Annotated in this window: 12 protein-coding genes; all 12 read right to left on the minus strand. The window is 67.0% G+C overall.

The genetic code is table 11. The features are described 5' to 3' along the window. Positions 1 to 104: 104 nt before the first annotated feature. Positions 105 to 779 carry a hypothetical protein gene (locus TSH64_RS03965; protein WP_109095650.1) on the minus strand — a complete coding sequence of 225 codons (675 nt, stop codon included), beginning with the start codon at positions 777 to 779 and terminating at the stop codon, positions 105 to 107. 106 nt (positions 780 to 885) lie between these two features. Next, positions 886 to 1,557, minus strand: coding sequence for a hypothetical protein (locus tag TSH64_RS03970; protein ID WP_109095651.1), 672 nt, complete (start codon positions 1,555 to 1,557; stop codon positions 886 to 888). A gap of 57 nt (positions 1,558 to 1,614) precedes the next feature. After that, the gene (cydB, locus tag TSH64_RS03975) at positions 1,615 to 2,634 is read right to left on the minus strand and encodes a cytochrome d ubiquinol oxidase subunit II (protein WP_109095652.1); all 1,020 of its coding nucleotides are present in this window, start codon (positions 2,632 to 2,634) and stop codon (positions 1,615 to 1,617) included. A 5-nt stretch (positions 2,635 to 2,639) separates the two neighbouring features. After that, positions 2,640 to 4,037, minus strand: coding sequence for a cytochrome ubiquinol oxidase subunit I (locus TSH64_RS03980; protein WP_109095653.1), 1,398 nt, complete (start codon positions 4,035 to 4,037; stop codon positions 2,640 to 2,642). Positions 4,038 to 4,249: 212 nt separating this feature from the next. Continuing rightward, on the minus strand, positions 4,250 to 4,876 hold the full coding sequence (locus TSH64_RS03985) for a MarC family protein (protein ID WP_246306991.1): 627 nt from the start codon (positions 4,874 to 4,876) through the stop codon (positions 4,250 to 4,252). 67 nt (positions 4,877 to 4,943) lie between these two features. After that, entirely contained in the window at positions 4,944 to 5,636 is a 693-nt protein-coding gene (locus tag TSH64_RS03990; RefSeq protein ID WP_109095654.1) for a DUF2161 family putative PD-(D/E)XK-type phosphodiesterase, read from the minus strand. Further along, on the minus strand, positions 5,633 to 5,953 hold the full coding sequence (locus TSH64_RS03995; protein WP_109095655.1) for a CcdB family protein: 321 nt from the start codon (positions 5,951 to 5,953) through the stop codon (positions 5,633 to 5,635). Before TSH64_RS03995 ends, TSH64_RS03990 begins: the two co-directional genes overlap by 4 nt. Continuing rightward, entirely contained in the window at positions 5,950 to 6,141 is a 192-nt protein-coding gene (locus TSH64_RS04000; RefSeq protein WP_158285338.1) for a type II toxin-antitoxin system CcdA family antitoxin, read from the minus strand. The genes TSH64_RS03995 and TSH64_RS04000 overlap by 4 nt, the downstream gene beginning before the upstream one ends. Before the next feature lie 118 nt (positions 6,142 to 6,259). Further along, on the minus strand, positions 6,260 to 8,413 hold the full coding sequence (scpA, locus tag TSH64_RS04005) for a methylmalonyl-CoA mutase (RefSeq protein ID WP_109095657.1): 2,154 nt from the start codon (positions 8,411 to 8,413) through the stop codon (positions 6,260 to 6,262). A gap of 251 nt (positions 8,414 to 8,664) precedes the next feature. Next, entirely contained in the window at positions 8,665 to 9,264 is a 600-nt protein-coding gene (locus TSH64_RS04010; protein ID WP_109095658.1) for a biotin transporter BioY, read from the minus strand. Positions 9,265 to 9,298: 34 nt separating this feature from the next. After that, a complete protein-coding gene (locus TSH64_RS04015) occupies positions 9,299 to 11,299 on the minus strand; it encodes an acetyl/propionyl/methylcrotonyl-CoA carboxylase subunit alpha (protein WP_109095659.1) in 2,001 nt (666 codons plus the stop codon). Between the two features lie 11 nt (positions 11,300 to 11,310). After that, a complete protein-coding gene (locus tag TSH64_RS04020; RefSeq protein ID WP_109095660.1) occupies positions 11,311 to 12,843 on the minus strand; it encodes an acyl-CoA carboxylase subunit beta in 1,533 nt (510 codons plus the stop codon). Positions 12,844 to 12,899 lie beyond the last annotated feature (56 nt).

Genomic DNA, 12,899 nt, shown 5'->3' on the forward strand with positions numbered 1-12,899 from the left:
CAGGCGACGATGCGAAGCGCATCCGGCGGGGTGGGGGTGGAACAGCGTGGAACGGTTTTTGGCGGATGTTCCATCGTCTCCGGCTCGCCTCACAGACGGGCGCCTTACAAACGATCGAAGGCTGCCTTGCCGCGGCGTTCCAGCGCCGAGCCGAGGGTGGGATAGGGATCGTCGGGGTTCAGGGTATAGGGATAGACGCCTTTCGGCCCCGCCGCCTCCGGACGGGCGAGGATGGCGGCGACAGCGCGCGGATCGGGCGGGGTGCGTTCGCGGAAGGCGCCGGGAATGCTGTCGTCGTCGAGGTCGGCAGCAGGGTCGGCAGCAGGCATGGCAGACGGGTCTTCCAACGGCTGAGATATTTGCGGCCGTTGCGCCGGCTGGTCGGCGAGCCCGTCGAGGATGCCGAGCCGGTCGGCCAGCCAGCGCACCGTCGACGGATCGCCGGAGGAGACCAGCCGTTCGATCTGCTCGACGACCAGACTGCGCAGCGACGACAGGCGGAGGTCGGCCTCGCGTCTCAGCGCCTGCCGCTCCCACCACACCCTGTGACGGAAATCCTTGGAGCCGTAATAGGCCCGCCACAGCGTTGTCCGGCTGCACCCCATGGCGCGGGCGACATAAAGGAAGCTGCTGCCGCGCGCCAGCATGCCGGCGGCCATGATCCATTGCTCCTCATGGAACTGCGAACCGGGGACCAGCGAGCCGTCCGACGGCACCGGCGGCTCTTCCGCCCAACGGGGGAAATGGTCGTTCTGAAAGGTACGGCTGTCGAGGGGCATGGCGTCGCTCCGCAGGAAAGGGGGAATCCTGCGGAGATTATAGGAATTATTTCTTGTTTCGGTGGACTTTGTGCAAAAGCAGGAGCAGAGGCTGCCCCCGGTGCCTTTACGCATTCCCCTCCGGCGTCATCCCGGCCAATCCTCCGGCCGCACCCCCGGCGGCGCGCACCGACGCAAGGGTCAGCGCATGCCAGTAAAGGTCCAGCAGGGCCGCCGGCATGCCGCCCTGCTCATGGCCCTCCATCGGCAGGATGGCGGCGGCATGGGCCAGCGCCGCGGTGGCCGCATTCGGGCTGCGCGACACCGCATCGCCCAGCAGCCCCAGCGTCTGGCCCAGTGCGGCGGCGTCGAAGCGCAGCAGGGCGGGCGGCACGGTGATCTGCGCCTCGCCGCCGCGCAGGCGGCCGACGGCGATGTAGACATGCAAAAGGTCGGGCCGCTCCTCCGGCCGCAGCAGGGCGGCGACGATGCGGTTGCCGGTCAGCGGGCCGGTGCCGTCGAACTCGTACATGGTGGCGCGCTCGCCCTGGCGGGTGGCGGCAAGACCCGCGAGGCGGGCGGTCAGCGGCTCACCGGCGCGGCGGCTGGCCTCGTCGAACAAAGCGGGGTGGCTGCCGCCCTCGCTCAGCACCACCAGCGGCGCGTCGGTCGCGGCGGCGGCGGCCAGCAGGCGGGCCAGCACGGCGAAGGGGTCGCCGCCCGGCGCATCCGCCTCCGCGTCCAGCAGGCCGGCACCACGGCGCAGCATGGCCTCGGCGAAGCTGATGTCGTTGTCCATGGCGGATCCCTTTTCCCGTCCGAAGGCGCCCTTTTTAGGCCGGGGCGCCTCCTCCGCTCAATGGTATCCGAAGGCCCCCGTCACCTTTCCGCGGAAAACCCAGTAGGAATAGGCGGTGTAGCCCAGGATCGACGGGATCAGGAAGGCCATGCCGACCAGCAGGAAGACTTGAGTCTTGGGCGGGGCCGCCGCCTCCCAGACGGTGACGCCGGGCGGGATCAGATGCGGCCACAGGCTGATGGCGAGCCCGAGGTAGGACAGGGCGAACAGCGCCATCGACAGCACGAAGGGTGCCACGTCCCGGCTGTTGTCGAGGGCCCGCCACAGGGCGAAGGCCAGCACCGCGGTGACGATGGGCACCGGCGAGAGGAAGAACAGGTTGGGCAGCGAGAACCAGCGCTCGGCGATCTGCGGCAGCAGGAAGGGCGTCCACAGGCTGACCGCGGCGACGCCGACGAGAACCACCAGCATCAGCCGCCGCGCCATGCGGAAGCACCAGTCCTGCAACGGCCCGATGGTCCGCCAGATCAGCCAGGTCGCCCCCAGCAGCGCATAGCCGACCACCAGAGCCGCGCCGCAGAACAGGGCGAAGGGGGAGAGCCAGTGCAGCATGCCGCCGACGAACTGCCGCTCATAGACCGGGATGCCCTGGATGAAGGAGCCGAGCACGACGCCCTGCGCGAAGGTCGCCAGCAGCGACCCGAGGAAGAAGGAGCGGTTCCACCAGTGCCGGCCCGCCCGCGCCTTGAAGCGGAACTCGAAGGCGACGCCGCGGAAGATCAGGGCGATCAGCATGACCAGCAGCGGGAGGTACATCGCCGGCAGGACCACCGCATAGGCGATGGGAAAGGCGGCGAACAGCCCCGCCCCGCCCAGCACCAGCCAAGTCTCGTTGAAGTCCCAGACCGGCGCCACCGTGTTCATCATGGTGTCGCGGTCCTCCTCCGTCGGGGCGAAGGGGTAGAGGATGCCGATGCCGAGGTCGAAGCCGTCCATCAGCACATACATGAACACCGCGAAGCCGACGATCCCGACCCAGATCAGGGTCAGCAGGCTTCCTTCCGCAATTTCCTGCATGGGGCTTACTCCGCGGCTTCGATGGACGGATCGGCGGCCGACAGCGGGCGCTTCGGGCTCTGCGCCTCCGGCGGCTGCCGGGTGTCATGGACATGGGTCGGGCCGGTGCGCAGCAGGCGGATGAGGTAATAGGTCCCGGCGCCGTAGATGATGGTGTAGGCGACGACGAAGGAAACCAGCGAGATCAATGCAGCCTCGACCGTCAGCGACGGGGTCACCGCGTCGGCGGTGCGCAGATGGCCGTAGACGACCCAGGGCTGGCGCCCGATCTCGGTGGTGAACCAGCCGGCCAGGATGGCGACGAAGCCGATCGGCATGCAGCCGACCAGGATGCGGTGGAACCAGCCGCTGCTGTAGAGCCGGCCGCGGAAGCGCAGCACCAGATGAACGACAGCCACCGTCAGCATCAGGAAGCCGATGCCGACCATCAGGCGGAAGGTCCAGAAGACGATGCGCGGGTCGGGCCGCTGGTCGGCCGGAAACTGCTTCAGGCCAGGAACGCTGCCGTTGAAATCGTGGGTCAGGATCAGGCTGGACAGGGCGGGGATGCCGATCTCCAGATGGTTGGTCTCCGCCTCCACGTCGGGGATGGCGAAGAGGACCAGGGGCGCCCTTGGGCCGCCCTCCCAGTTGCCTTCCATCGCCGCGATCTTGGCCGGCTGATGCTCCAGCGTGTTCAGCCCATGCTCGTCGCCGAGGAAGATCTGCAAGGGCGCCAGCACGGTGATGAGGGCGAGCGCCATGCCGAGCCCCAGCTTCGCATGGTCGAGATGCCGGCGCTTCAGCAGGTAGAAGGCGCTGATGCCGGCGACGACGAAGCTGGTGGTCAGGAACATCGCCGTCACCATGTGGGCGAGGCGATAGGGGAAGGACGGGTTGAACACCACCTGCCACCAGTCGGTGACGAAATAGCGGCCGTCCTTGATCTCGAAGCCGGCGGGGGTGTGCATCCAGCTGTTGGCCGACAGGATCCAGAAGGAGGACAGCAGCGTGCCCAGCGCCACCAGACAGGCCGCCATCAGGTGGATGCCGCGCGGCACCCGATCGCGCCCGAACAGCAGGATGCCGAGGAAGGCGGCCTCCAGGAAGAAGGCGGTCACCACCTCGTACTGGATCAGCGGACCCAGCACATTGCCCACCGTGTCGGACCAGCGGCTCCAGTTGGTGCCGAACTGGTAGGACATGACGATGCCGGAGACGACGCCGAGGCCGAAGGACAGGGCGAAAATGCGGGTCCAGAACTCCGACAGGCTGCGGTAGATGCCCTTGCCGGTGCCGACCCACAGCGCTTCCAGAAGCGCGATCCAGCAGGCGAGCCCGACCGTGAAGCTGGGAAACAGGATGTGGAAGGAGATCGTGAACGCGAACTGTATCCGCGACAGGATCAGCGGGTCGAGGTCCATGGCCGCCGCCTCTTGTGTGTGGGCGCGTGGATGGGCGAACGCCGGGCGAAGACCCGGCGTCAACCGTGGCAGGACCCGATGTAGGCCGGGCGGTTGGGCCGGAAAGGGGGACTGGTCTTTCGGGCTTGGGCGGGACTACGGGAAGCGGTAGCGAGGAAGTGCCGGCGGCGGCGCGCTGCCACTTTGGACGATTTTGCTCGGCAGACCGGATATCAGTGGGGCGGATAGACTGCGGTGATGCCGGAAATCACCGTCTGCGCGGCGAGAGCGGCCAGCACGATGCCGAGCACCCGGCTGACCGTGTGGATCACCGTGCGGCCCAGCAGACGCCCGACCCGGTCGGCACCCAGCAGGATCAGCGTCACCCCGCCGATCACCGTCGCCGCCGCCCCCAGGACGCTGACCTGTCCGGCCGCGGTGGTGCCGACGCGGTCCATCAGCAGCAGGATCGAGGTGATGGCGCCGGGGCCGGCGATCAGCGGCACCGCCAGCGGGAAGACGGCGATGTCGTGCGCGTCCTCATCGGTCATCGCCTCGCCGGTGTCGCGTTCCTTGCGTTCGGAGCGCTTGGCGAACAGCATCTCGAAAGCGATCCAGAACAAGAGAGCCCCGCCGGCGATGCGGAAGGCCGGCATCTCGATGGACAGGGTCTGGAGCACGACCTTGCCGAAATAGGCGAAGAAGACCAGCACCACGAAGGCAATGGCGGTTCCGCGCAACGCGATGATCCGCTTGTGCCGGTCGTCGAAGCCGCGGGTCAGCGCGATGAACAGCGGCACCAGCCCCGGCGGATCGACGACGACGAAAAAGACGACGAGATTGCTGATGTAGTCCGACAAAGCGGGCTCCAGCCTGATGGGATCGTGGATTGGGTGGCGACGATCATAGGCTTGGCGGTGCGGAGTGTCACGCCTCCGCCAGGGCATGGGCGAACGCCTCCACCCCCTCGACGCCGGCCGGGGTCAGCGCGTAGGTGCCGCGCCCGACCCGCTCGAACCAGCCATAGACGTTGCGCTGCAGCATCGGCCCGACATCCTTCGGCGCCCCGGCCTTGCGCAGCGCCGCGACGGTCAGCGGCCCACCGCGCAGCAGGCGGGCAATGCGCAACGCGTCCTGGCGGTAGGCGGTGACGATGGCGACGCGGGTGGAGCCGCCGCGGTTGGGATCGCCGACCCGGCGGGCATGCTCGCCGAGCAGGCGATGGGTGCGCTTTTTGTCCTTGCGCGGGGTGTAGGGGACGGGGTCGAGCAGCACGGTGACCTGCACCCCCTCGGCCAGCCCCGGATCGACCATCAGCAGGCCGAGCCCCAGCCGCCGGCAGAGCTTCTTCACGTCGCTGTCGAGGGGGGATGGCCCGGTCGCCTTGCGCCCCGGCTGCGGCACGGCGAGATAGACGCTGTCGCTGACCGCCAGCCGGTCAACGCCCTGGAGCACGAGGTCGAGGGTGAAGCGCTTCTTCAGCTCGACGATCACCGGCGGCTCGTCCCCGCGCGTGGCAACGAGATCGCAGCCGCGGATCTCCGCCTTCACATCGTAGCCCTGGGCTTCGAGGAAGGCTTTGACGGGGGCGTAGAGGTCGGTTTCGGCGGTGACGGTCAAAAGTCGCCTGTCAGGACGTCGATGGCGCGGCGGATGTCGGAATGGGCGGCGGATGCGGATGCGACGACAGCGCCGATTTGCGCAATGGGCAAAGCGACAATCTGCGGCGTCACGACGACGAATTGCTCGTTCCCGACCATGATCGAGGGCATGATCTTAGGAATTGGAGTTTCAACTTCGGACGACCGGATCAACGGAACCACCACACGGGTTCTGTCGATCCCGACATAATCACCCTGAACGATCAAGAGATAAGGAATGGGGTGATTCTTCTTTCCCTTCGTCGCCGGATTGAGGCAAACGTCGAGAAATCTCATTCGAAGTTCCGGTACTCTTCACCAAAAAGACCAAGCCGGTCCACCAACGCATCGTAGGCGGCAAACGCCGCCCGATTGTCTTCCATCCATTTCTTCTTTTCGGCATCCATGGACGACACAGGGGATGCGTTTTCCAGCGTATCGGAAACGGGACGCTCATTCTTCTTGGCTGGATCGATCCTGGACATCGAACGGCTCCCGACCATGGACACTGACACAAGGATAGTGCCGCTGCTCGATCCTGTCCAGTTCAGGGCCGCCCGACTCAAAAGCGGGAAGAGCCGTCGCTCTTCCCGCCACCGCTCATCACGCCGCCGTCTTCTGCTTGCGCAGGATGCCCAGGATGTCCGACGCCGCCTTCGGGATGTTGGTGCCCGGACCGTAGATCGCCGCCGCACCCGCCTTGTAGAGGAAGTCGTAATCCTGCGGCGGGATCACGCCGCCGCAGACGACCAGAATGTCGCCGGCGCCCTGGCGGCGCAGCTCCTCGATCAGCTGCGGCACCAGCGTCTTGTGGCCGGCGGCCTGGGACGACACGCCGATGACGTGCACGTCGTTCTCCACCGCCTGCCGCGCCGCCTCGTCCGGGGTCTGGAACAGCGGCCCGATGTCGACGTCGAAGCCGATGTCGGCGAAGCTGGTGGCGATCACCTTGGCGCCGCGGTCGTGACCGTCCTGGCCCATCTTCACCACCAGGATGCGCGGCCGGCGGCCTTCCTCGGCGGCGAAGGACGCCACCTCCTCCTGGATCTTCCTGAAGCCCTCGTCGCCCTCATAGGCCGAGCCGTAGACGCCCGACACCGAGCGGATGACGGCGACATGGCGGGTGAAGGCCTTTTCCAGCGCGTCGGAGATCTCGCCGACGGTGGCGCGGGCGCGGGTGGCCTCGACCGACAGGGCCAGCAGGTTGCCGGTCTTGGCGGCGGCGGCCTCGGTCAATGCGGCCAGCGCCGCCTGGCATTTGGCCTCGTCGCGGCTGGCGCGGATCTGCTTCAGGCGGGCGATCTGCGCCTCGCGGACGGCGGTGTTGTCGATGTCCAGCACGTCCACCCCCTCGGGGTTCTCCGGACGGTACTTGTTGACGCCGACGATCACCTCCTCGCCGCGGTCGATGGCGGCCTGGCGGCGGGCGGCGGCCTCCTCGATCAGCAGCTTGGGCATGCCGCTCTCGACCGCCTTGGTCATGCCGCCCATCTCCTCGACCCGGCCGATCAACTCAAGGGCCGCGTTGGCGAGGCTGTGGGTCAGATGCTCGATGTAGAAGGAGCCGCCGAGCGGATCGACCACCTTGGTGACGCCGGCCTCCTCCGCGATGATCAGCTGGGTGTTGCGGGCGATGCGGGCGGAGGTCTTGGTCGGCAGGCCCAGCGCCTCGTCGAAGGCGTTGGTGTGCAGCGACTGGGTGCCGCCCAGCACCGCCGCCATCGCCTCGATGGTGGTGCGGATGACGTTGTTGTAGGGGTCCTGCTCGGTCAGCGAGACGCCCGAGGTCTGGCAATGGGTGCGCAGCGCCAGCGACCGCGTGTCCTTCGGCTGGAACTTCTCCTGCATCAGGGAGGACCACAGCAGGCGCGCGGCGCGCAGCTTGGCGATCTCCATGAAGAAATTCATGCCGATGGAGAAGAAGAAGGACAGGCGCGGCGCGAACTTGTCGACCGGCAGACCCTTCGACATTGCCGCCCGCACATATTCGAGCCCGTCGGCGATGGTGAAGGCCAGCTCCTGCACCGCCGTCGCCCCCGCCTCCTGCATGTGGTAGCCGGAGATCGAGATCGAGTTGAACTTCGGCATGTGCTGCGAGGTGTACTCGATGATGTCGGCGATGATCCGCATCGAGGGTTCGGGCGGGTAGATGTAGGTGTTGCGGACCATGAACTCCTTGAGGATGTCGTTCTGGATGGTGCCGCTCAGCTTGTCCTGGGAAACGCCCTGCTCTTCCGCCGCGACGATGTAGCCGGCCAGGATCGGCAGCACGGCGCCGTTCATGGTCATCGACACCGACATCTTGTCGAGCGGGATGTCGGCGAACAGGACCTTCATGTCCTCGACGCTGTCGATGGCCACACCGGCCTTGCCGACATCGCCGACGACGCGCGGATGGTCGCTGTCATAGCCGCGGTGGGTGGCAAGGTCGAAGGCCACCGACAGGCCCATCTGGCCGGCCTTCAGGTTGGCCTTGTAGAAGGCGTTCGATTCCTCGGCGGTGGAGAAGCCGGCATATTGGCGGATGGTCCAGGGCTTCACCGCATACATCGTGGCGCGCGGGCCGCGGGTGAAGGGCGGGAAGCCCGGCAGCGTGTCCAGCTCCAGCCCTTCCAGGTCGGCGGCGGTGTAAAGCGCCTTGACGTCCAGACCTTCCGGGGTCTTCCAGACCAGCTTGGACATGTCGCCGTCGGCGCCGAGATCCTTGGCGGCCAGCTTGTCCCAGTCGGCAAGGGTCTTTTGCGGGAACTCGGTCATCGACGCCTCCTGATGGCTTCTTATGGGCGCTGGAAAATTGGCAGTGCGGTCCCCCCGATGCCCCCTTCCACGCTCGGCGGAGCGGTGGAAGGGGGCAGGGGCGACGCTTCCTCTCGATTGCGTTTCTTCTTATTATACGGTTACGCGAATTCCACGATCTTCTGATCGACCGCCAGGCTGCTGCCCGGCGCCGCGTGGATTTTCGCGACCGTTCCGTCCTGCGACGCGCGCAGAATCTCCTTCATCGTCTTTCATCCTTGCCTCGCCGAACAGCGGGCAACGATTTTCCAGGCGGCCTGCATCAGCACCGCACCCAGCGCGGTCTTCAGCAGGGTGGCTGCCCAGAAAGGCCACAGGCCGGCCGCCAGCGCCTTGTCCACGCCGAACAGCAGCGACAGCCACGCCACGCCCGGCACGAACAGCATCGCGTGGCCGAGCGCCATGGCGGCGACCGCCTTGGCCGGGCTACGGTCCCAGCCGCGTTCGGCCAGCAGGCCGATCACCCCGGCCGCGAGGACGAAGCCGACCAGATAGCCGGCGGTCGGCCCCATCATGTAGGCCGGGCCGGCACCCGCCCCCGCGAAGACCGGCAGGCCGGCCAGACCCTCGGCAAGATAGAGCAGCACGGTGGCGACCGCGAGCCGGCTGCCGTAAGCCATGCCCAGCAGCATGACGACCATGCTCTGCAGCGTCATCGGCACCGGGTAGAACGGCACCTGCACCTTGGCGGAGACCGCCATCAGCACGCTGCCGAACAGGGCCGCCATCGCCATCTTGGCGAGGCCGCCCTGCGGCACCAGCGTGCCGAGCAGCGAGACCGGACGGACGACGGGCGAAAACTCGTAAGCCATGTCTGAATGCCCTTACGTTGTAAGAGTTTTCCTGTCAGGCAAATTCCACGATCTTCTGATCGACCGCCAGGCTGCTGCCCGGGGCTGCGTGGATTTTCGCGACCGTCCCGTCCTGCGACGCGCGCAGGATGTTCTCCATCTTCATCGCCTCGACCACGGCCAGCACCTCGCCGGCCTTGACCTCCTGGCCTTCCGACACCGACAGCGACACCAGCAGGCCCGGCATCGGCGACAGCAGGAACTTCGACATGTCCGGCGGCGCCTTGACCGGCATCAGGGCGTCCAGCTTGGCCGCCTTCGGCGTCAGCACCTTGACGATGGCCTGCGACCCGCTGTGGTGAAGGCGATAGCCGATGCCGACGCGGTCGATCTGGACGCAGACAGCCGTGCCGTTGACCGTGCCGCGGAACAGCGGCTCGCCGATCCGCCAGTCGCTCCGCACCGTGTGGTGCGTGCCGCCGACATCGACGGTGTAGCCGATGCGCTGCGCAGCGCTGTCCGCCGGATGCAGGTGCACCGGATGCTGCGTGCCGTCCAGCACCACCACCCAGTCGTCGCGCACCGTCACCTTGTTGCCGGGCATCTTGCCGGAGATCTGGATGTCGCGGTCGTTCAGGCTGCGGTGGATCACCGCGCCAACCGCGACCAGCACCGCCGGGTCTTCCGGCGGCAGGTCCGAGGCGTGGAAGCCGTTCGGATACTCCTCGGCGATGAAGTTGGTGGTCAGCCGCCCGTCGACGAAGCGCTGGTTCGCCATCAGCGAGGCCAGGAACGGGATGTTGTGGCTGACGCCGCGGATGTAATACTGGTCCAGCGCCTCGCGCATTTCGGCGATGGCCTCGTCGCGCGTCTGTCCCCAGCTGCACAGCTTGGCGATCATCGGATCGTAATACATCGAGATCTCGCCGCCCTCGAACACGCCGGTGTCGACGCGGACATGGGGGCCGGCGGCCGGCGGCCGGTAATGGGTCAGGCGGCCGGTCGAGGGCAGAAAGTTGCGGAAGGGATCCTCGGCATAGACGCGGGCCTCGACGGCCCAGCCGTTCAGCTGCACGTCCTCCTGGCGGAGCGTCAGCTTCTCGCCGGCGGCGACGCGGATCATCAGCTCGACGAGGTCGAGGCCGGTGATCAGCTCGGTGACCGGATGCTCGACCTGAAGGCGGGTGTTCATCTCCAGGAAGTAGAAGTTGCGCTCGGCATCGACGATGAATTCGACCGTGCCGGCCGACTTGTACTGCACCGCGTTGGCCAGAGCCACCGCCTGCTCGCCCATCGCCTTGCGGGTGGCGGGGTCGAGGAACGGGCTCGGCGCCTCCTCGATGACCTTCTGGTGGCGGCGCTGGATCGAGCATTCGCGCTCGTGCAGGTACAGACAGGTGCCCTGCCCGTCGGCCAGCAGCTGGATTTCGATGTGGCGCGGCTGCTGGATGTACTTCTCGACGAAGACGCGGTCGTCGGCGAAGCTGGAGCGCGCCTCGTTGGTGGCCGAGCGGAAGCCCTCGCGCGCCTCCTCGTCGTTCCAGGCCACGCGCATGCCCTTGCCGCCGCCGCCGGCCGAGGCCTTGATCATCACCGGATAGCCGATGTCGCGGGCGATGGTCACCGCCTCGCTGTCGTCGGCGATGACGCCGAGATAGCCGGGGACGGTGGAGACGCCGGCGGCCTTGGCCAGCTTCTTGGACTCGATCTTGTCGCCCATCGCCTGGATGGCGTGGGCGTCCGGCCCGATGAAGGCGATGCCGGCGGCCGCCAGCGCCTCCTGGAACTCGCGCTTCTCCGACAGGAAGCCGTAGCCGGGATGGACGGCCTGGGCGCCCGTCTGTTTGCAGGCCTCCACGATCCTGTCGATCAGCAGATAGCTCTGGGCGGATGGGGCGGCGCCGATATGGACGGCCTCGTCGGCCATCTCGACATGGAGCGCGTTCCTGTCGGCGTCGGAATAGACCGCGACGGTCTTGATGCCCATGCGGCGTGCCGTGCGGATGACGCGGCAGGCGATCTCGCCACGGTTGGCGATGAGGATCTTCTCGAACATGCTGCCGGCCCTCACAGCGGAATGTTGTCGTGCTTGCGCCAGGGGGTCTGGAGCTGCTTGTTCTTCAGCATGGACAGCGCCTTGGTGATGCGGCGGCGGGTTCCGTGCGGCATGATCACGTCGTCGATGTAACCGCGCGACGCGGCGACGAAGGGATTGGCGAACTTCTGCTTGTACTCTTCCGTACGCGCCTCGATCTTCTCGGCGTCGCCGATGTCGCTGCGGAAGATGATTTCCACCGCGCCCTTGGCGCCCATCACCGCGATTTCGGCGGACGGCCAGGCATAGTTGAGGTCGCCGCGCAGATGCTTGGACGACATCACGTCGTACGCGCCGCCGTACGCCTTGCGGGTGATGACGGTCACCTTCGGCACGGTCGCCTCGGCGTACGCGTACAGCAGCTTGGCGCCGTGCTTGATGATGCCGCCATATTCCTGGCTGGTGCCGGGCATGAAGCCGGGGACGTCCACCAGGGTCAGGATCGGGATTTCAAACGCATCGCAGAAGCGGACGAAGCGCGCCGCCTTCTTGGAGCTGTCGATGTCGAGGCAGCCGGCCAGCACCATCGGCTGGTTGGCGACGATGCCGACCGTGGAGCCGTTCATCCGGGCAAAGCCGATGAGGATGTTCTTGGCGTATTCCGGCTGGAGTTCGAAGAAGTCGCCCTCGTCGACGATCTTGAGGATCAGCTCCTTCATGTCGTAGGGCTTGTTGGGGTTCTCCGGCACCAGCGTGTCGAGCGAGAAATCCTCGCGGTCGAGCGGGTCGGCGCAGGGACGGACCGGCGCCTTCTCGCGGTTCGACGACGGCAGGAAATCGACGAAGCGGCGCAGCTGGAGCAGCGCCTCGACATCGTTCTCGAAGGCCAGATCGGCCACGCCCGACTTGGTGGAGTGGGTGACGGCGCCGCCCAGCTCCTCGGCGGTCACGACCTCGTGGGTGACGGTCTTCACCACGTCGGGGCCGGTGACGAACATGTAGGAGCTGTCCTTCACCATGAAGATGAAGTCGGTCATGGCCGGCGAGTACACCGCACCGCCGGCGCACGGCCCCATGATGAGGGAAATCTGCGGGATGACGCCCGAGGCATCGACGTTGCGCTGGAACACCTCGGCATAGCCGCCGAGCGAGGCGACACCCTCCTGGATGCGGGCGCCGCCCGAATCGTTCAGGCCGATGACGGGGGCGCCGACCTTCAGCGCCTGGTCCATGATCTTGCAGATCTTCTCGGCATGCGCTTCGGACAGCGCGCCGCCGAAGACCGTGAAGTCCTGGCTGAAGACGAAGACGAGGCGGCCGTTGACGGTGCCGTGGCCGGTGACCACGCCGTCGCCCGGGACTTTCTGGTTTTCCATGCCGAAGTCGATGCAGCGGTGTTCGACGAACATGTCGAACTCCTCGAACGAGCCTTCGTCGAGGAACAGGTCGATCCGCTCGCGCGCGGTCAGCTTGCCTTTGGCGTGCTGGCCGGCGATGCGCTTCTCACCGCCGCCCAGCCGCGCCGCGGCGCGCTTGGACTCCAACTTGGCCAGAATGTCTTGCATCGGGCGTTCCCATTATGTGGCATCGCAGTGACGGTCCCTGCCCCGGCGCCTAGCGA

The sequence above is a fragment of the Azospirillum sp. TSH64 genome (assembly GCF_003116035.1).
Classification (GTDB): domain Bacteria; phylum Pseudomonadota; class Alphaproteobacteria; order Azospirillales; family Azospirillaceae; genus Azospirillum.

Coding starts and splice junctions, on each gene's coding strand:
- TSH64_RS03965 (WP_109095650.1), bottom strand. CDS start 779: ATGCCCCTCGACAGCCGTACCTTTCAGAACGACCATTTCCCCCGTTGG.
- TSH64_RS03970 (WP_109095651.1), bottom strand. CDS start 1,557: ATGGACAACGACATCAGCTTCGCCGAGGCCATGCTGCGCCGTGGTGCC.
- cydB (WP_109095652.1), bottom strand. CDS start 2,634: ATGCAGGAAATTGCGGAAGGAAGCCTGCTGACCCTGATCTGGGTCGGG.
- TSH64_RS03980 (WP_109095653.1), bottom strand. CDS start 4,037: ATGGACCTCGACCCGCTGATCCTGTCGCGGATACAGTTCGCGTTCACG.
- TSH64_RS03995 (WP_109095655.1), bottom strand. CDS start 5,953: ATGAGATTTCTCGACGTTTGCCTCAATCCGGCGACGAAGGGAAAGAAG.
- TSH64_RS04000 (WP_158285338.1), bottom strand. CDS start 6,141: ATGTCCAGGATCGATCCAGCCAAGAAGAATGAGCGTCCCGTTTCCGAT.
- scpA (WP_109095657.1), bottom strand. CDS start 8,413: ATGACCGAGTTCCCGCAAAAGACCCTTGCCGACTGGGACAAGCTGGCC.
- TSH64_RS04010 (WP_109095658.1), bottom strand. CDS start 9,264: ATGGCTTACGAGTTTTCGCCCGTCGTCCGTCCGGTCTCGCTGCTCGGC.
- TSH64_RS04015 (WP_109095659.1), bottom strand. CDS start 11,299: ATGTTCGAGAAGATCCTCATCGCCAACCGTGGCGAGATCGCCTGCCGC.
- TSH64_RS04020 (WP_109095660.1), bottom strand. CDS start 12,843: ATGCAAGACATTCTGGCCAAGTTGGAGTCCAAGCGCGCCGCGGCGCGG.